Genomic DNA, 18,088 nt, shown 5'->3' on the forward strand with positions numbered 1-18,088 from the left:
AGGGAGTCCTGAAGGATTGCTAATCATATAGTGGCGCGCCCGCCAGGATTCGAACCCGGAACGCAAGAGCCGAAATCTTGTATGATATCCATTTCACCACGGGCGCAGCAAGTGCTGATTAATCAGCACATAAAATATTATACCAATATAACGTGTCGTCGGCAAGCTTATTCTTCTTTAAATTTTTCGTAGTCATCAAACATTTTTTCAAACGTCGCATTCATCTGTTCTTCGTTGTAGCCTTTTCGAGCAAGGCGTGCAGCAAAATTTTGTGCCCACAGCGTAAGACGCTTTGACATTTTTGCGTATTTCTTCGTTTCTTTTTGCGAAGTTGCCTCTTTAGAGCGGCCGTCAGCGTTAGACATGACGTTCTCGGAAATAAAGAGAGCCTTCCAGATGTCTTCTTCCTCAAAGCTGTCGGCGTGATCATTAAAATAGCTGATCACTCGCTTGTAAAAATCATCAAATTGTTTGAAGCCTATCTCTTCTTCCTGGTTAAGATACATATGTATTTCTTTATAGAGATCCTGCATTGCGGTTTCACTCCTATACGTTTCAACGGTTAAGTGCTGACGATTTCAAATTATAGCATATCACCCAACGTTTGACCAGTCTATCCGATAAATATCCACGAAACGTTAAACCGTTGTGTTGAAGCGGTTTGAGCGTGTGCACTTTCAAGAAAAAGCCGGAAGAGCTGCAGCTCTTCCGGACCTTCTACACGTTACTTTTTGAAGTGCTCGTCAAAGTAGCTTTCCAGCTTATTAACAACTTCAATCGGTTCATGTCCTTCAATTTCATGACGTTCAACCATAGCTTTAATTTCTCCATCTTTCAGCAGTGCAAAAGAGGGTGAGGATGGCGCAAATCCTGTAAAGTAAGAACGCGCTTTTTCAGTTGCTTCCTTATCCTGCCCAGCAAAGACAGTTACAAAACGGTCCGGCTGCACTTCATAATTCTTCATGTAAGCAGCGGATGGACGTGCGATACCTCCAGCACAGCCGCAAACAGAATTGACGACCACAAATGTGGTCCCTTCGGCCTCAAGTACTTTCTCTACGTCTTCGGCTGATGTAAGCTGGTCATAGCCGGCCTGATCCATATCCTGACGAGCGGCCTGCACCACATCGTTCATAAACATTTGGAATTCCATGTTGTTTCACCCTTTCTGATGAAGATTTCAATTCCCATTTTACACGTATCATCCACAAATGCCAAAGGCTTTGTCACTCCCGCTGGCTTTTTAGGAGGAACAATAATGAATTATGGCGCTAAACGTGCAGAGGCACTAGCTCTCGCTGTGGATTATCTCGTTGTTCGACTAATGTTTTTTATTCCGTTTTTCGATACCCTTTCATTAGCAGCAGAAGCTGCTGCAGCTGCATTTCTGTTTGCTCTTATATACGGAGTCCTTCCTGCCGCCGGCATACGCTCGCCTGGCCAGCGGCTTCTGCGTGTCACGTTCAGTGGTCCTTCCCTGTCATTATTGATGCGAGGAATAACGATTTCATGTGTTTGGCTCCCTGCAAGGCTTTTGGCAGCATATCCGCTGCCATTATTCGGTTTCCATATCCTGACACTGTATTTAGTTTACATAATTATTGTTATCGTCTACTTATTCGCTTCTTATTTATCTTTAAAGCCATCTTTATTCAGCTGGTCTGTTTTAGTAACACGCTCGATCCGTTCCACTTCCTAGAAGCCTCCTACAGCTGCAAATCAACATAAGCAGATCGCAGAGCGGACCTCTCCCTGTTATGATTCGCGGCTATTTATGCTGATTTTAGTTTGCTTTCGTAACCGATCCTGCTATAAAAGCCGGAAATTGAACGATTAAAGCAAAAAAACCGCACGAGGCGGTTTTTTTCTTTCGTTAATAAATTGATGTTGACTCATCCATCGTTTCAAGCGTCTGCTTCACTTCCTGCATAAACTTCCCGCAAATATACCCGTCAAGTACACGATGATCCAGACTCATGCAAAGGTTTACCATATGGCGGATAGCAATGGCGTCATTGTTCAATACGACAGGACGCTTTACAATTGATTCTACCGAAAGAATAGCGGCCTGCGGTGTATTGATGATTGGCTGGGATTGAACAGATCCAAAAGATCCGGTATTGTTCAGCGTAAACGTACCGCCCTGCATATCCTGTGAGGTCAGTTTTCCACTTCTTACTTTCCCGGCTATATCATTCAGCTCCCGGGCCAGACCTTTGATGTTTTTTTCATCTGCATTGCGGATAACCGGAACATACAGCTCATCTTCCGTTGCAACTGCCATCGACAAATGAACATCCTTGTAACGGTAAATTTTATCTCCTGCCCATGCCGCATTTACTTGTGGATACTTTTTCAGAGCATCCGTAACGGCTTTCATAAAGAACGGCATAAACGTCAGCTTAAAGCCTTCCTGAGCTTGAAATTCAGCCTTTTTCTTTTCACGCAGGTTGACCATATCGGTCACATCGACTTCGACCATCATCCAGGCGTGCGGAGCTGTATGCTTGGACTGTACCATATTCGAGGCAATGGCTTTGCGAACTCCAGTTACAGGCACTTCATCCCGACGTGCGTCAGAGGAAGGGGGAGCACTATCCTGTACAGGTTCAGTTTTCGCAGGCGCTGCTTCGGGCTGACTAGAACGAGCGGCTTCTTTCGCTTCCGGCTGGCCGCCTTCGTCGATGACCTTTTGAATATCCTTGCGGGTAATTCTTCCGCCTCTTCCCGAACCTTGAATTGAATTTAAATCCAGTTGATGCTCCTGTGCCAGTCTCATCACTGCAGGAGAGTATCTGCCCTGCTGGGAGGTGTCTGCTTCAGAGGACGTCTCCGCTTCCTGTTTCTGCTGCTTTTCTCCTGGTCCGGGAGCTTCCGGCTTCGGCTCGCCGCTTCCCTCTGTTTCCATCGTACAAATGACTTGTCCAACTTCGACAGTCTGATCCTCCTCTGCGATGAGCTCGGTGATCGTGCCTGCAAAAGAAGAAGGAACTTCGGCATTCACTTTATCTGTCATCACTTCAGCAAGCGGATCGTATTTGTTTACTTTGTCGCCGGGCTTAACCAGCCATTTCGTAATCGTTCCTTCTGTCACGCTCTCCCCCAGCTGGGGCATCGTAATTTCTGTTGCCATCCGGATCCCTCCTCGTTAAAATTCAGCAAGCTCCCGCAATGCTTCTTCAATTTTATCGGTATTCACCATAAACTTTTTTTCAAGCGGCGGATTATACGGCATTGCCGGCACATCCGGTCCTGCAAGACGCTGAACAGGTGCATCAAGATCAAACAGGCAGTGTTCAGCAATAATCGCTGCCACTTCGCTCATAATGCTGCCTTCCTTATTATCTTCCGTGACGAGCAGTACCTTTCCTGTTTTGGAAGCTGCTTCTGCAATGGCGTCTTTATCTAACGGATACACAGTACGCAGGTCCAAAATATGTGTTTCAATGCCGTCTTCTGCAGCCTGTTCAGCAGCCTGCTTGGCAAAGTGCGTGCATAATCCGTAAGTGATGATCGTCAGATCGCTTCCTTCGCGTACTACAGCGGCTTTACCAATTGGTACTGTATAATCTTCATCCGGCACTTCTTCTTTCAGGAGACGGTAGGCCCGCTTATGTTCAAAAAACAGAACAGGATCATTGGAACGGATCGCTGCTTTTAACAAGCCTTTAGCATCGTATGGATTAGAAGGGATGACAATTTTTAAGCCAGGGGTGCCTGCAAATAATGATTCAACCGACTGGGAGTGATAGAGAGCTCCATGGACCCCGCCTCCAAATGGCGCACGAATTGTGATAGGGCATGTCCAGTCGTTGTTGGACCGGTACCGTATTTTTGCGGCTTCGGAAACGATCTGATTAACAGCCGGCATGATGAAGTCAGCGAACTGCATTTCGGCCACAGGCCGCATGCCAGCCATGGCTGCACCGATTCCTACACCGGCAATCGCTGATTCAGCGAGAGGTGTATCAATCACACGCTCTTCTCCAAAAGCATCGTAGAGACCGTCCGTTGCGCGAAATACTCCCCCGCGTTTCCCTACGTCTTCTCCAAGTACAAAGACATTTTCGTCGCGCTCCATTTCTTCACGCATAGCGGCTGTAACAGCTTCAATGTATGTTTTAACCGGCATTTAGTTCCCCTCCTCATAAACAAAGTCCGTCAGCGTATCCGTATCCGGGTAAGCTGCCTGCTCTGCATAATCCGTCGCTTCATCGATTTCCCTGCGAAGTCTGGCTCGAATTTCATCCTCTTTTTCCTCGCTTAAAATGCCGGCTTCGCGCAGGTAGTTACCGAACGTGTGAATCGAGTCGATTTTCTTCGCTGCTTCTACTTCATCGCGGGAGCGGTACGTGCTGTCATCGTCATCGCTTGAATGAGGAGTCAGACGGTACGATACCGTCTCAATTAAGGATGGACCAATGCCGTCAGCTGCTCGGTTTCTTGCATCCTTCACTGCTTTGTAAACAGCGAGTGGATCGTTGCCATCGACGGATTCCCCGTGAATGCCGTAGCCCGCCGCACGGTCTGCCACGCTTTCGATGTTTAACTGCTTATCGAGCGGCACGGAAATAGCGTATTTATTATTTTCACACATGAAGATGACTGGAAGATCATGCACACTTGCGAAGTTAATTCCTTCATGAAAATCGCCCTGATTGGACGAGCCTTCCCCGAACGTCGTAAAAGCGACTGATTCTTCCTGCTTCATTTTAGACTTAAGTGCAAAGCCGACTGCGTGCGGCACTTGGGTTGTTACTGGTGACGAACCGGTCACGATGTTTTTAGCACGGTAGCCGAAATGTCCCGGCATCTGACGTCCACCAGAATTAGGGTCTTCCGCTTTTGCAAATGCAGACAGCATCAGGTCCTGAGGTGTCATGCCGAAATGAAGCACGACCCCCATATCCCGGTAGTAAGGAAGAGCAAAGTCAATAGATGGCTCTAATGCCATCGCTGCGCCGACCTGAGCTGCCTCCTGTCCCTGACACGAGATGACAAATGGAATTTTTCCTGCGCGGTTTAAAAGCCACATCCGTTCATCGATCATGCGGGCTTGAAGCATGGTTTCATACATGTTCAGTACATCTGCATCCGTCAGTCCTAGTGCTTCATGTCTGTTATCTGCCACTTGTATGACCTCCTCTTGTTTGTTTGCCTTACCCATGAATCTGCATTCCTTCGACTGCAAGTGCTGCTTCGCCTACGGCTTCTGACAAACTAGGATGCGGATGAATGACAGCGCCTACTTCCCATGAAGCTGCATCCAGCAGCTTCGCCAGAGCCGCTTCGGAGATCATGTCGGTGACGTGCGGTCCAATCATGTGAACACCAAGCAGGTCGTCTGTTTTTTTATCCGAAACAAATTTCACAAATCCCGATGCATCCCCATGCACAAGTGCTTTCCCAATGGAAGAGAAAGGAAACTTGCCGACTTTTACGTCGAAGCCTGCGCCTTTGGCCTGCTCTTCTGTCATGCCGACTGCAGCTGCTTCCGGATAGGAATATGTACAGCGCGGTGTCATATCCGGGTCAACAGCATGTGCCTCAACTCCAGCGATATGATTGACAGCTGCAATGCCTTCATGCGAAGCAACGTGAGCAAGCTGCATCCCGCCAATACAGTCGCCGATAGCGTAAATGTGAGATTCCTTTGTCTGGTAGTGTTTATTCACTTTAATCGTGCCGTTCTCGACAATAATGTCTGTGTTCTCTACGCCAATATTCTGAATGCTGGCTTCTCTGCCAACTGATACGAGGAGCTTATCAGAGGTAATAGAATGCTCTTCACCGTCGTGATCAAAGCTTGCCTTAACACCATCGCTGCTTTTGGTTACACTTTCAGGGCGAACGGCAGCATTGGTATAAATGGTAACGCCACGCTTCTCAAGCGCTTTTTTCATTTCTTTAGATACGTCCTCATCTTCAGTAGGTAAAATTCGGCCGGCATATTCGATCACGGTAACTTCCATGCCGAAATCAATAAACATGGAGGCCCATTCGACTCCGATGACTCCACCGCCTACGATCGTGATCGATGCTGGCAGAGCACTGAGCTGCAGCGCCCCATTTGACGACATGATATCCTCTTCGTCCAACTCAAGTCCGGGAAGTGTCCGCGGTCTGCTTCCTGTAGCTATGATGACGTTTGCAGGAATCAGCATGTCGTTTTCCCGCTCATCTTCATATTCAACCGAAATCGTACCGGGTGTGGGAGAAAAAATGGATGGGCCAAGAATTCGGCCGAATCCTTTATACACATCGATTTTGCCTTTTTTCATCAGCCCTTGAACCCCTTGATGCAGCTTTGAAACAATATCATCTTTGCGTTTCATAACAGCTGGAAAATCAAGCGAGCTCCCTTCTGTTTTCACGCCAAAATCTTCAGCCTGCTTCACTGTTTTATACACCTCTGCACTTCGTAAAAGCGCTTTGCTTGGGATACATCCGCGATGAAGGCAGGTCCCTCCCAGTTCAGAAGCTTCTACTACCGCTGTCGTGAGTCCAAGCTGTGCAGCGCGGATCGCAGCAACGTATCCGCCTGTACCAGCTCCTAATATGACCAGATCATATTTTTCAGCCATACGATTCTCTCCTTTTTAGGATTCCACTGAAGGAATGTGATAGGATTTAGCCTTTTCCTGTCCCCGCAGAACTCTTAAAGCGCCTGCGGTCAATGCCTCAAGCTCATTTTCACCCGCATAAACAAGTACATCTGCAATCCATTCTACACGTGACTTGATTTTTTGTACAAATTCCTTCCCAAACGCAAGTCCACCAGTAAGAACGACCGCATCTACCTTACCCTCTAACACAGCTGCTGCCGCACCAATCTCTTTAGCGATCTGATACGCCATAGCTTCGTAAACAAGCTCTGCTTTGTCATCGCCTTTTGCAATTCTGTTCTCCACTTCAACAGCATCATTTGTACCAAGATGACCGACCAACCCGCCCTGACCGACAATTTTTTTCATGATCTCAGAGGAAAAATGATCACCGGAAAAGCATAAGGAGACGAGATCCCCTGCCGGAACTGTACCGGCACGTTCAGGAGAAAAGGGACCTTCTCCATGTAGTCCGTTATTGACGTCGATGACACGGCCATAGCGATGAGCGCCTACGGTAATGCCGCCGCCCATGTGCGTGATGATCAGCCGCAAATCTTCGTAATCACGGTTCATATCAGAAGCTGTTTTTCTGGCGACCGCTTTTTGATTCAGTGCATGAAAGATACTTTTCCGTTCAAAATCGGCAAACCCGGATACTCTTGCCAGGTCATGCATTTCATCTACAACAACAGGGTCAACGATATAAGAAGCAATGTTCAGCTGCTTGGCAATTTCCCAGGCGATAATACCGCCCAGATTGGAAGCGTGCTGACCGGAATACCCTTCCTTCAAATCGTGCAGCATGTCTTCATTGACTTCGTACGTGCCGCCTTCAATCGGTCTGAGCAGCCCTCCGCGGCCGACCACTGCCGACAGACGAGACAAATTGATCCCTGCTTCATCCAGCGTTCTTAAGATCATCTCTTTCCGAAAAGCATATTGATCAATAATGGAGTGGTAATCCTCAAGCTCCGCTCTGTCGTGACGGATCGTATGCTCAAGCAGCTCCGATTCATTTTCAAATACCCCAATCTTCGTTGACGTAGATCCCGGGTTGATCGCCAGAATCCGATGGTAGTGTTCCATGATTTCCCTCCAGATTATCTTCCGCGAGATAAAATATTCATGCCATTCTGCAGGAATTGTCTGCGCGATTTCCTCATTGTTTCAATTCGTTCTTCTGCAAGTCTGTTTGCAGCTGCGTACGTTGGAATATTGTCTCGTTCTGATATAGCAAATATTTTTTCAATGCTGTCATAAATCGTTTCTACTTTTTTCATTGCACGGTCTCTGTTATACCCCAACAGTTCGTCCGCTACATTGATGACGCCGCCTGAGTTAATCACGTAATCCGGCGCATAAACAATGCCCTTCTCCTGTAAGACATCGCCGTGACGATTTTCGAGCAGCTGATTGTTGGCTGCCCCGGCAATGACTCCAGCTTTCAGCCGGGAAATTGTGTCGTCGTTAACCGTTGCACCGAGAGCGCAAGGAGAATAAATATCTGCTTCCACATCGTAAATGTCGTTCACATCTACAGCTTTTGCTCCGAATTCATTTACGGCACGCTGAACGGAATCCTGATTGATATCTGTTACAACGAGAGAAGCCCCTTCTTCATGCAGATAGCGGCACATGTTGTAAGCGACATTCCCAATTCCTTGCACAGCAACCGTCTTTCCTTTAAGGGAATCTGATCCAAACGCTTTTTTAGCCGCCGCTTTCATTCCGACGTATACGCCGTACGCCGTTACCGGGGAAGGATTTCCGGAGGATCCGAATGCTGGGGAGACGCCCGTTACATAGTCGGTTTCCGAATAAACGAGATCCATGTCCTCTACAGTCGTTCCAACATCCTCTGCTGTAATGTACCGGCCGTTCAAACCTTGAATAAACCGGCCGAACGCACGGAACATCGCTTCGTTTTTATCTTTTTTTGGATCTCCAATAATAACCGTTTTGCCGCCGCCGAGATTCAATCCTGCTGCTGCATTTTTATAGGTCATTCCTTTTGCCAGTCTCAGTGCATCTTCAAATGCTGCTTCCTCAGTTGCGTAAGTCCACATTCTGGTTCCGCCTAGCGCCGGTCCGAGTGTGGTGTCATGGATCGCAATAATTGCTTTCAGTCCGGATTCCTGGTCCTGACAAACGACAACCTGTTCGTAATCGTATTCTTCCATGTAAGTAAATAGTTTCATTTGTAACGCCCCCTGTTATTTTTGAATCGTGCTTACAGCCATTAAAAGCGAAAACAGACGGCTTTCAGCTGTATCTGATCTGGAAGTTAACACGATTGGTGCTCTTGCGCCAACGATCATTCCTCCAACAGTCGCTCCACCGAAAAGAGTCAGTGACTTATACAAAGTGTTGCCGGTCTCAATATTCGGTGCAACCAATAGATCCGCCCGGCCAGCCACGTCTGTTTCCAGCCCTTTTTGCTTTGCTGCTTTAGCAGACACGGCGACATCAAGTGCGAGCGGTCCATCTACTAAACATCCAGCCAGCTGACCGCGTCTGTTCATCTGAGTCAGAACTGCGGCGTCCACTGCAGCAGGCATCGCCGGATTTACCGTCTCCACTGCGGCGAGCAACGCCGTTTTAGGCAGCTCCATCCCCATTTTTGACAATGCCTCAACAGCATTCTCAATAATTCCCTGCTTTTGAGTTAAATCAGGTGCAATATTCATCGCTGCATCTGTTAAAAAAAGCAGATCATCCTGCTCTGGAAGCTGAAACCCCGCCAGATGAGAAAGCAGTCGTCCGGTTCTAAGTCCTTTTTCCTTATGAAGCACCGCTTTTAAAAGCTTAGAAGTAGGGGTCATCCCTTTCATCAAAACATCTGCCTGTCCTTCGTGAACGAGCACGACCGCTTTTTGTGCTGATTCTGCTTCATCGGCAGCATCTGAAAATGAAAACCTGTCCGATTGTTCCACCGCTGCATCTTTCATAGCATCTGTCATTTCGGTTAGCGGACCAATAAAATGAAAGGAAGCCGTTCCCTTCTCGGCTGCAAGGCTGCAGGCTGTAAAAATCGAAGGTTCAACTGCATGCGCCACTGCTACTGTCACCTGTTCAGATTTATTATGTACCTTATTCGTTAAATCGGTTACGTTCATTCGATCACCGCCTTTTCACCCATTCTAAAATGAGTATACCAGAATGCTATCCGTTCATCCTGCGCAAAAACGCGCAATATTTTTCATACCACGAAAAATATTGCGCGCAATTTATTGCAATCAGGTTGATGATGTAAGTTATTTTAATTTGTAGTAGAGACTTCTTGTACTAATACCCAGCTTTGAAGCTGCTTTTGTTTTATTACCGTCCGTTTCAATCAGCATTTTTTCAATGACGGCCCGTTCAAAGCGGCGCAACTGTTCATCAAGAGGCTCTTCACTGATTTCAGGTGCCAATTTCGACTCTTCTTTACGTTCATCCGTTATAATATCAGCCGCCCGAATCATACTTGCATTTTGAGGGAGATGGATCATTGCCCGGCCTAATACATTTTCCAATTCTCTTACATTTCCTGGCCAGCTGTACCGCTGCAGCTTTTGCAGAGCTTCTGGGGAAAGCTTTGTGACCCGCCTGCCGTAATCCTGATTCAGCTTCATCATAAGATGCTCACTCAGCCTGCCGATATCATCTTTTCGCTCATTTAACGGCGGGATATAGATCGGTACTCGATTTAGACGGAAAAACAGATCCGAGCGGAATTCTCCTTCTTCTATCCGCTTTTCTATATTCATATTCGTCGCGGCAATAACGCGGACGTCCACTTTCAGCACTTGGGAGCCGCCAACGCGAACGATTTCCTGCTCCTGCAAGACGCGCAGCAGCTTTGCCTGCATTTTTGGTGTCAGTTCGCCGATCTCATCTAGAAAGATGCTGCCTTGATCAGCCTCTTCAAATACACCTTTTCTACCCCCGCTTTTTGCTCCGGAAAAAGCCCCTTCTTCGTAGCCGAATAATTCACTTTCCAACAGCGTTTCAGACAGCGAGGCGCAGTTGACCCGAATAAATTTGTTGAACTTACGGCCTGATTCGTTGTGAACGGCATGTGCAAACAGCTCTTTACCTGTGCCGGAATCACCACGAAGCAGGATAGCAGCCGGTGTTCTTGCGGCCACCTTCGCCTGGTCCACCGCCATTTTTATCTCCTGGGTCCGGCCTACGATATCATCGAAGCTGTATTTGGCTTCCAGCGTGCGAATGATTTTGCGAGCCTGCTCCAGTTCTTTTGTAAGCGCCTCCATTTCTGATACATCATGAACAACACCTACACTTCCCTTTACATCTCCATCCACAATAACCGGGGCGACGTTTACAACGACATCTTTTCGAGCCGGTCCAACCTTCATTCTCGCTCCGCGCACAGCAATGCCCGATTGCAGCACCTGCATATGGATGCTTTCTCCTTCTGATATATCCGTAGAAGCTGGTTTACCGACGACTTCCGATTCCGAGAGACCGGTCAGTCTCGTGTAAGCAGGGTTAATCAACAGCCCGTTCCCATTTTCATCCACAACCGAGATCGCATCATCCGATGAGTGAATAATCGCTTCCAGCATTTCCTGGATGCTTTTCAGATTTGTTACTTCCTCGGCCATATTGACGATTTCTGTTATGTCGCGAAACACCCCCAGTGCACCGACAGGGCGCCCCTGGTCCATGATTGGCACCCTAGTTGTTACAATGGTTCTGTCGTTTCCTAGCTTCTGCTTACGGTTATGTTCCGTCTTTCCGGTTTGCAGTACTCTCGGCAGCATGCTAGTCGGCATCACCTCATGTACGTCTTTTCCTATATCCTGCACAGCGGAAAGGCCCGTCATTTCTTCAGCGCGTTTATTTAACAGTGTCAGCTGCGCTTTTTCATTGATGGCAATCATACCGTCGTGAGTCGCGTTTAGTACTTCTTTCAATCTTTCCGTCATCTGCTCCATTTCCTCTTTTTCAGCGTCCGCCTCCATCTGACGAAAATAGATGGGTGCACACTGCAGCGGAAGGGTGTCGTCCCTTACGTTTGTCTCAGCAAAAACAAATTCATACTGGCTTGATTTCCAATCCTCTTCCGGAACAGTCGTCAGCAGACTGCCGGTCCAGGCTGCATGATCTGTTACCCCTCCATAAACCTCTGCCCCTTCTGGTACGAGCTTTTCCAATTCTTCCAGCTGTGCTTTTGTGCCGATAAGTAAAATACGCTTCATCCGATCACCTGCTTCTTCTTCTCCGTTTTAAACGGATATTCTCGACAGAACTTGGTTTTTTCGATAGACTGGTACTGAACATGCACGCTTATGAAAGAAGGGACTTGCTTCATGACTATTCAACGATTTGCTGCGCTTATCGTCCTGCTCATTCCGATTTTTACAGCAGGGTATGGAATTAAGCAGATGCGTGATACGCTTTTTCAAATTCTGAACAGCCCGTATCCGACGCTTTACATTCAATTTTTCGCTGGCGCTGCTGCGCTTGCCGTGGGCGTATGGTTTATCGGCGGGTTTATTTTGCACAGGGACCGTAAAAACAATAAAGTCGCTCCGCGCTTTCAAAAAAAACAGCCTGCAGAAAGGTAATAACCTTCCGCAGGCTGTTTTTCGTTCAACGGTCAACGGCGATGCTCGACTCTCAGCTTATCTGCAACCATTGCAATAAACTCCGAATTGGTTGGCTTCGATTTTGCAGTATTGACCGTGTAACCGAACATTTTGGAGATCGATTCAATATTTCCTCTGTTCCATGCCACTTCGATCGCGTGACGAATCGCTCTCTCCACCCTGCTGGACGTTGTATTAAATTTATCCGCGATATCAGGATACAATACTTTCGTAACTGATCCCAGCAGATCAATATCGTCATACACCATCGTGATTGCCTCTCGTAAATACATATAGCCTTTGATATGAGCAGGAACACCAATTTCGTGAATGATACTCGTGATGCTGGCATCAAGATTCATCGGCCGGTTGTCTGTCGATACGTTTGGCTCGTAAACCGCTCCAGCGGATCCTGTCGCAATCTCTCTCACTTTCTCTACGAGAATATCCATGTCAAAAGGTTTTAAGACATAGTAGGAAGCCCCAAGCTGCACCGCTTTTTTCGTTACGTCTTCCTGTCCGAAGGCGGTGAGCATAATAATATACGGTTTTTTCTTCAGCTGCATCCGGTTGATTTTTTCCAGGACCGCAAGTCCATCCAAATGCGGCATGATAATATCTAATATAAGCACGTCCGGAATAGATTCTCCAAGATATTCCAAACATTCCTGGCCATTATACGACTTATGCAGAACCTGCATATCTTCTTCCTGATTTACATAATCAGCAAGGATGCCGACAAGCTCCTGATTATCATCTGCAACACTGACTTTTATCGTCTTCACACCGTGCTCCCCCTCTGACGCTACCTGCTATAATTAATGCCGAAATCAGTATACCATACGTACTGAGCACAATAAAAGTCGCATTCTTTCAGAGGGCCTAAAGCTACTTTTTCTGGGAAGCTTGTTCCAAAAGCTCTCTGGCATGCTCCCGGGTTACTTCTGTTACTTCTACACCTGAAATCATTCTGCCGATTTCTTCCGTCTGCTCTTCTTGTGTCAATGGGTGGACGCTTGTAATTGTTCTGCCGTCCTGTCCATATTTAGAAATATAAAGGTGTGTATCAGCCATCGCTGCCACCTGCGGCAAGTGCGTGATGCAGAGCACCTGGGAACCTTCTGCAATACGGTGTATTTTTTCAGCAATCGCCTGCGCCACACGCCCGCTGACTCCTGTATCTACTTCATCAAATATCAGAGATGTTACCCCTTCATGCTTAGCTAGAATCGATTTGAGCGCCAGAATCATCCGGGATATCTCCCCACCTGATGCGATTTTAGCCAGAGGCTTCAGCGGCTCCCCTTTGTTCGTAGCTACCTGAAATTCGACATCGTCTATCCCGTATTCTGTGAATGGATGCTGTTTTACAAGCGCAGAGGCGGCCATGGAGCCGGGATCCCTTGGCGTCACAGAAGTTTGAAAAACCGTATCATTCATGTACAAATCCACAAGCTGCTGATGAATGGCATCCTCGAGTCCTGCAGCTGCTTTTTTACGAATCGAGGACATGTTGCTTGCTTCTACAAGGAGATCTTCTGCGGCCGCTTCTAATTCCTTCTCCCATTCATGCAGACGCTCATCCTTGTTCGTAAGGTTGTCCAGTTCCTCCTCGATTGATGCTGCGTACTCCAGAATTTCTTCGACAGACGTTCCGTATTTTCGTTTCAGCTGACTGATTTCACTCAGGCGTGCTTCAATTTCATTCAGTCGTTCCGGATCAAATTCGATGGCGTCGTAATATTCCCTCATCGTAAATGAAGCTTCTTCAAGTAAATAATAATTATTCGTCACGGTTTCCTTTAATTCGGCCAATGAGGGATCCATTTCTGCAGCCTCTTCCAGCTGGTTCATCGCCGTCATTACCCACTCCAGTCCTTTCCCTTCTCCATAAAGGGCTTCGTAGGATCCGTGAACCGTTTTATACAGCCCCTCACTGTTTGCAAGGCGCTGCTTTTCTTCTGCCAGCTCCTCATCCTCCCTCGGCTTCAGCTCTGCATTGGTAATCTCTTCATGCTGATAGCGGATCAGGTCCAGACGCTGCGCCATCTCCTGTTCATTTTCTGAGAGAGCTTTCAGCTGCGTCCGCTTCTTTTGAAAACGCGTGTACATTTCCCGGTACTCTTTTAAAGAGGCTGCCAGGTTCTCTTCAGCAAATCTATCCAGAAACATGCGGTGTTTATCCGTTTGCATAAGCTGCTGATGTTCATGCTGTCCGTGAATATCAACTAACTGCTGTCCAATCTGACGAAGAACAGCCAGCGTTGTCAGCTTTCCATTAATCCGGCAGATGCTTTTACCTGCACCCGTAATCTCGCGCCGAAGGATGATCGATCCTTCTTCAATTGGAACACCTGCATCCTCCAGGTAATGGTCCAGCTCTTTTGCCTCTCCATCTACCGTGAAGATGCCTTCGATCTCTGCACGTTTACTGCCGTGGCGAACGAAATCAACAGAGCCACGCCCCCCTATCAACAGCCCGATTGCATCAATGATGATCGACTTACCCGCTCCAGTTTCCCCGGTAAGTACCGTTAGTCCTTCTTCATAGGAAACCGTCAGTTCTTCGATAATAGCAAAATTGCGAATGGTAAGCTCCAGCAGCATGTTTTCACAGTCCTTTCTTCAACAAATGTCAGACGGAAAAAAGGACTGAAATTCTGCTCCGCAGCTCCAGTCCTCTTTGTTCGCCGGGAAATGCTGGGGCAGCAAGCTACAGCATTTCCAAAAATTTATCTGAAAGCTTTTCCGGGTCTTTGTCGGAACGGCAGATGATGAGAATTGTATCATCTCCACAAATTGTTCCCATTATTTCCTGCCAGTCCAGATTGTCAATCAGCGCTCCCACAGCATTTGCATTCCCCGGTAGCGTTTTGATAACAATCATATGCGAGGTATGATCGATAGAAACGAAACTGTCTACAAGAGCACGCTTCAGCTTCTGAAGCGGATTAAATCGCTGATCGGAAGGAAGACTGTATTTATACCTTCCGTCCATCATCGGAACTTTAACGAGGTGCAGTTCCTTTATGTCCCTGCTCACTGTTGCCTGGGTCACATTGAAGCCCGCTCGGCGAAGTTCGTTAACTAGCTCATCCTGTGTTTCTACATCGTTGTTTCCTATGATATCCCGAATTTTTATATGTCGCTGACCTTTGTTCATTGCTTCCCCCTTTATCTGCTCTCCGCCCCGGCTGGATCTGACTCATGAGCTAATGTTACAACCTCTTTGAAATCGGGCTCATCCGGGCAGGATGCAGTAGTTTTAATCAGATGAAGCAGAAATTCAATGTTGCCGCTTCCTCCCCTTATGGGGGACGATGAAGCTCCGGTCACACAAAATCCTGCCTCACGCGCCAGGGCAGCAGTCTGAACGAGCACCTGGTGATGAATCGCAGGGTCTTTAACGAGTCCATTCCGGCCCACCTGCTCCCTGCCTGCCTCAAACTGGGGTTTCACAAGAACCGCCGCCTCTGCCTCCTGAGAAAGCACGTCATGCATAACCGGAAGAATATGCTTCAGTGAAATAAAGGACACGTCAACCGATGCAAAATCAGGCGTTTTCACCTGAAAATCATCACGGGTGCAGTAGCGGAAATTCGTTTTTTCCATAACCACTACCTTCGGATTCTGACGCAGCTTCCATACGAGCTGGTTTGAGCCGACGTCCACGGCGTAAACGAGCTTAATGCCGTGCTGTAATGCACAGTCTGTAAACCCTCCCGTTGACGAGCCGATGTCGAGCATCACTCTGTCGTCAAGCGTAATGTTAAACTCCCGCAGCGCCTTCTCCAGCTTCAGGCCTCCCCTGCTTACATAGGGCATCGGCTTCCCTTTCATCGATAACACAGAGTCAGCTGCGATTTTCATACCTGCTTTGTCAATACGATGCCCGTCGGCCAGGACCTGTCCGGCCATAATCGCCCGCTTCGCCTTTTCCCTGGACTCAAACAGCCCCTGCTCCACGAGAAGAATATCCGCTCTTTCTTTTTTCATCAGGCACGCTGCTGCTTTCTCGGCAGAATGGATTTGATACGGGCAGCCGTATTATCTGCTGTTAAACCGATTTCTTTTAACAGATCGGACACGCTCCCGTGTTCAATATACCAATCCGGGATACCCATCCGCTCTACGGGAACATTATACAGATTTTCATTGTTGTAATATTCCAATACAGCACTGCCGAAGCCGCCCTGAAGTGCATGCTCTTCCAGCGTAAGCAGCGGTTTTCCTTCCTCATGCAGCCTCTTCAGCATCTCTTCATCCAGCGGCTTAATAGATCTTGCGTTGATCACTTCAACAGAAATCCCTTCTTTTGCAAGCAGCTCTGCCGCTTCTTCCGCTACAGGCACCATCGTACCGACTGCAAGCACGGCTGCATCTCCTCCGGATCGAAGCGATTCCCAAGTGCCAATGGAGAGTTCTTTCAGCTCCTCATCCATCGGAGCTCCGGTACCCGCTCCACGCGGATAGCGCACTGCAATCGGTCCATTGTTATACTGATAGGCTGTATAGAGCAAGTGCTGGAATTCATTTTCATCTTTCGGACACAGAAGGGTCATATTGGGCAGATGTCTCATATAGGATATATCAAACACACCCTGATGCGTTTCTCCATCAGCTCCAACAAGCCCTGCGCGGTCGATGGCGAACATCACGTTGAGATTTTGTCTGCAGACGTCATGCACAAGCTGGTCATAGCCCCGCTGCAGGAAGGTTGAATAGATGGCGAGAACCGGTTTCATCCCTTGTGCGGCTAATCCTGCAGACATCGTCGTAGCATGCTGCTCTGCAATTCCGACATCAAACATACGCTCCGGAAACTCTTTTGCGAATTTATCAAGTCCGCTTCCGTTCGGCATTGCCGGGGTAACTGCAACCAGCTTCTCATCCGAGCGGGCGATCGTTTTCATTGTTTCTGCGAAAACCCCGCTGTAGCTCGGAGGTCCCGGCTTTTTCACTACTTCGCCTGATTCAATCTTATATGGCCCGAGTCCATGCCAAGTTCCTTTTGCATCGTTCTCTGCAGGGGCATACCCTTTGCCTTTTTTCGTCACGACATGAATCAATATCGGTCCTTTTGTCTTTTTCGCATAGGACATATTTGCACGCAAATCGTGGAAATCATGTCCATCAACTGGTCCAAGATACGTAAAGCCCAGCTCTTCAAAAAACATACCGGAAACCAGCAGATATTTCAGACTGTCCTTCACTCGCTCGGCAGCAGCAGCAAGTCTGCCGCCAAATGCCGGCACTTTCTTAATAAGCATTTCCAAATCATCTTTGGCTTTTTGATACTTTCCTGCCGTGCGCATACGCCCGAGCATGTTGTGCATAGCACCGACGTTAGGCGCGATAGACATTTCGTTATCATTCAGAATGACCGTCATATCCCGCTGCTCATGGCCAATGTGGTTAAGCGCTTCCAATGCCATACCCCCGGTTAAAGCGCCATCTCCAATAATCGGAACGATGTGCTCATCCGTGCCCTTTAAATCGCGTGCAAGCGTCATCCCCATCGCACCCGACAATGATGTAGAGCTGTGCCCTGTTTCCCAGCAGTCATGAATGGATTCTGAACGTTTTGGAAATCCGCATAGTCCTTTATGCTGTCGCAATGTGTCAAACTGATCGGCACGTCCTGTCAAAATTTTGTGTACATATGCCTGGTGCCCGACGTCGAACAGAAATTTATCTTTCGGGCTGTCGTAGAGCTGATGAAGCATCAGCGTCAGCTCAACCACTCCTAAATTCGGTCCCAGGTGTCCGCCTGTAACAGACAGTTTGTCGATCAAAAACGACCGGATATCCTCCGCCGTTTGCTCGAGTTCGGCATCTGTCATATTTTTCAGGAAGGACGGGTCTTTCATATTCAATACGTCC

The 18,088-nt window shown here is 47.8% G+C and carries 17 protein-coding genes and 1 tRNA gene; 2 read left to right on the forward strand and 16 right to left on the reverse strand.

The window, feature by feature from the left end; all coding sequences use genetic code 11:
* Positions 1 to 31: 31 nt before the first annotated feature.
* The 3 genes from ACSZLD_RS15075 to ACSZLD_RS15085 all read right to left on the reverse strand — a co-directional run bounded on the left by ACSZLD_RS15075 (position 32) and on the right by ACSZLD_RS15085 (position 1,153).
* Positions 32 to 106: transfer RNA gene (locus ACSZLD_RS15075), tRNA-Arg, on the reverse strand.
* A gap of 61 nt (positions 107 to 167) precedes the next feature.
* Positions 168 to 533 (reverse strand): hypothetical protein, encoded by a 366-nt coding sequence (locus ACSZLD_RS15080; protein WP_377910647.1) that lies wholly within the window; start codon positions 531 to 533, stop codon positions 168 to 170.
* 191 nt (positions 534 to 724) lie between these two features.
* Positions 725 to 1,153 carry a BrxA/BrxB family bacilliredoxin gene (locus ACSZLD_RS15085; RefSeq protein WP_377910648.1) on the reverse strand — a complete coding sequence of 143 codons (429 nt, stop codon included), beginning with the start codon at positions 1,151 to 1,153 and terminating at the stop codon, positions 725 to 727.
* Between the two features lie 105 nt (positions 1,154 to 1,258).
* Here ACSZLD_RS15085 and ACSZLD_RS15090 point away from each other — a divergent pair, with 105 nt between their 5' ends.
* The gene (locus ACSZLD_RS15090) at positions 1,259 to 1,699 is read left to right on the forward strand and encodes a hypothetical protein (RefSeq protein WP_444685669.1); all 441 of its coding nucleotides are present in this window, start codon (positions 1,259 to 1,261) and stop codon (positions 1,697 to 1,699) included.
* A 174-nt stretch (positions 1,700 to 1,873) separates the two neighbouring features.
* On the opposite strand, the gene ACSZLD_RS15095 is transcribed toward ACSZLD_RS15090, so the two are convergent.
* From ACSZLD_RS15095 to ACSZLD_RS15130, 8 genes are all read right to left on the reverse strand, one after another.
* Complete coding sequence (locus tag ACSZLD_RS15095; RefSeq protein ID WP_444685670.1) at positions 1,874 to 3,133, reverse strand: dihydrolipoamide acetyltransferase family protein; 1,260 nt, start codon at positions 3,131 to 3,133, stop codon at positions 1,874 to 1,876.
* 15 nt (positions 3,134 to 3,148) lie between these two features.
* A complete protein-coding gene (locus ACSZLD_RS15100; protein WP_444685671.1) occupies positions 3,149 to 4,132 on the reverse strand; it encodes an alpha-ketoacid dehydrogenase subunit beta in 984 nt (327 codons plus the stop codon).
* Positions 4,133 to 5,131 (reverse strand): thiamine pyrophosphate-dependent dehydrogenase E1 component subunit alpha, encoded by a 999-nt coding sequence (locus ACSZLD_RS15105; RefSeq protein WP_444685672.1) that lies wholly within the window; start codon positions 5,129 to 5,131, stop codon positions 4,133 to 4,135.
* A gap of 28 nt (positions 5,132 to 5,159) precedes the next feature.
* Complete coding sequence (gene lpdA, locus ACSZLD_RS15110) at positions 5,160 to 6,584, reverse strand: dihydrolipoyl dehydrogenase (RefSeq protein WP_444685673.1); 1,425 nt, start codon at positions 6,582 to 6,584, stop codon at positions 5,160 to 5,162.
* A 15-nt stretch (positions 6,585 to 6,599) separates the two neighbouring features.
* Complete coding sequence (gene buk / locus ACSZLD_RS15115; protein WP_444685674.1) at positions 6,600 to 7,694, reverse strand: butyrate kinase; 1,095 nt, start codon at positions 7,692 to 7,694, stop codon at positions 6,600 to 6,602.
* A gap of 14 nt (positions 7,695 to 7,708) precedes the next feature.
* A complete protein-coding gene (locus tag ACSZLD_RS15120) occupies positions 7,709 to 8,806 on the reverse strand; it encodes a Leu/Phe/Val dehydrogenase (protein ID WP_444685675.1) in 1,098 nt (365 codons plus the stop codon).
* 15 nt (positions 8,807 to 8,821) lie between these two features.
* Positions 8,822 to 9,724: a bifunctional enoyl-CoA hydratase/phosphate acetyltransferase gene (locus ACSZLD_RS15125; protein ID WP_444685676.1), complete on the reverse strand. Its 903-nt coding sequence runs from the start codon at positions 9,722 to 9,724 to the stop codon at positions 8,822 to 8,824.
* A 138-nt stretch (positions 9,725 to 9,862) separates the two neighbouring features.
* Positions 9,863 to 11,815, reverse strand: a complete 1,953-nt coding sequence (locus tag ACSZLD_RS15130) for a sigma-54 interaction domain-containing protein (protein ID WP_444685677.1) — start codon at positions 11,813 to 11,815, stop codon at positions 9,863 to 9,865.
* A 117-nt stretch (positions 11,816 to 11,932) separates the two neighbouring features.
* Between ACSZLD_RS15130 and ACSZLD_RS15135 the strand changes: the two genes are divergently transcribed.
* Positions 11,933 to 12,184, forward strand: coding sequence for a DUF2627 domain-containing protein (locus tag ACSZLD_RS15135; protein WP_377910950.1), 252 nt, complete (start codon positions 11,933 to 11,935; stop codon positions 12,182 to 12,184).
* 32 nt (positions 12,185 to 12,216) lie between these two features.
* Here the strand turns inward: ACSZLD_RS15135 and spo0A are convergent, their stop codons facing one another.
* From spo0A to dxs, 5 genes are all read right to left on the reverse strand, one after another.
* Positions 12,217 to 12,990: a sporulation transcription factor Spo0A gene (spo0A, locus tag ACSZLD_RS15140; RefSeq protein WP_377910658.1), complete on the reverse strand. Its 774-nt coding sequence runs from the start codon at positions 12,988 to 12,990 to the stop codon at positions 12,217 to 12,219.
* A gap of 103 nt (positions 12,991 to 13,093) precedes the next feature.
* On the reverse strand, positions 13,094 to 14,812 hold the full coding sequence (gene recN / locus ACSZLD_RS15145; protein WP_444685678.1) for a DNA repair protein RecN: 1,719 nt from the start codon (positions 14,810 to 14,812) through the stop codon (positions 13,094 to 13,096).
* 106 nt (positions 14,813 to 14,918) lie between these two features.
* On the reverse strand, positions 14,919 to 15,368 hold the full coding sequence (gene ahrC, locus ACSZLD_RS15150) for a transcriptional regulator AhrC/ArgR (RefSeq protein WP_168006358.1): 450 nt from the start codon (positions 15,366 to 15,368) through the stop codon (positions 14,919 to 14,921).
* 11 nt (positions 15,369 to 15,379) lie between these two features.
* Positions 15,380 to 16,201 (reverse strand): TlyA family RNA methyltransferase, encoded by an 822-nt coding sequence (locus tag ACSZLD_RS15155; RefSeq protein ID WP_377910660.1) that lies wholly within the window; start codon positions 16,199 to 16,201, stop codon positions 15,380 to 15,382.
* Positions 16,201 to 18,075 (reverse strand): 1-deoxy-D-xylulose-5-phosphate synthase, encoded by a 1,875-nt coding sequence (gene dxs / locus ACSZLD_RS15160; RefSeq protein WP_444685679.1) that lies wholly within the window; start codon positions 18,073 to 18,075, stop codon positions 16,201 to 16,203. The genes ACSZLD_RS15155 and dxs overlap by 1 nt, the downstream gene beginning before the upstream one ends.
* Between the last annotated feature and the right edge of the window lie 13 nt (positions 18,076 to 18,088).

The sequence above is a fragment of the Alkalicoccus luteus genome, from assembly GCF_052061695.1.
Lineage (GTDB): Bacteria > Bacillota > Bacilli > Bacillales > Salisediminibacteriaceae > Alkalicoccus > Alkalicoccus luteus.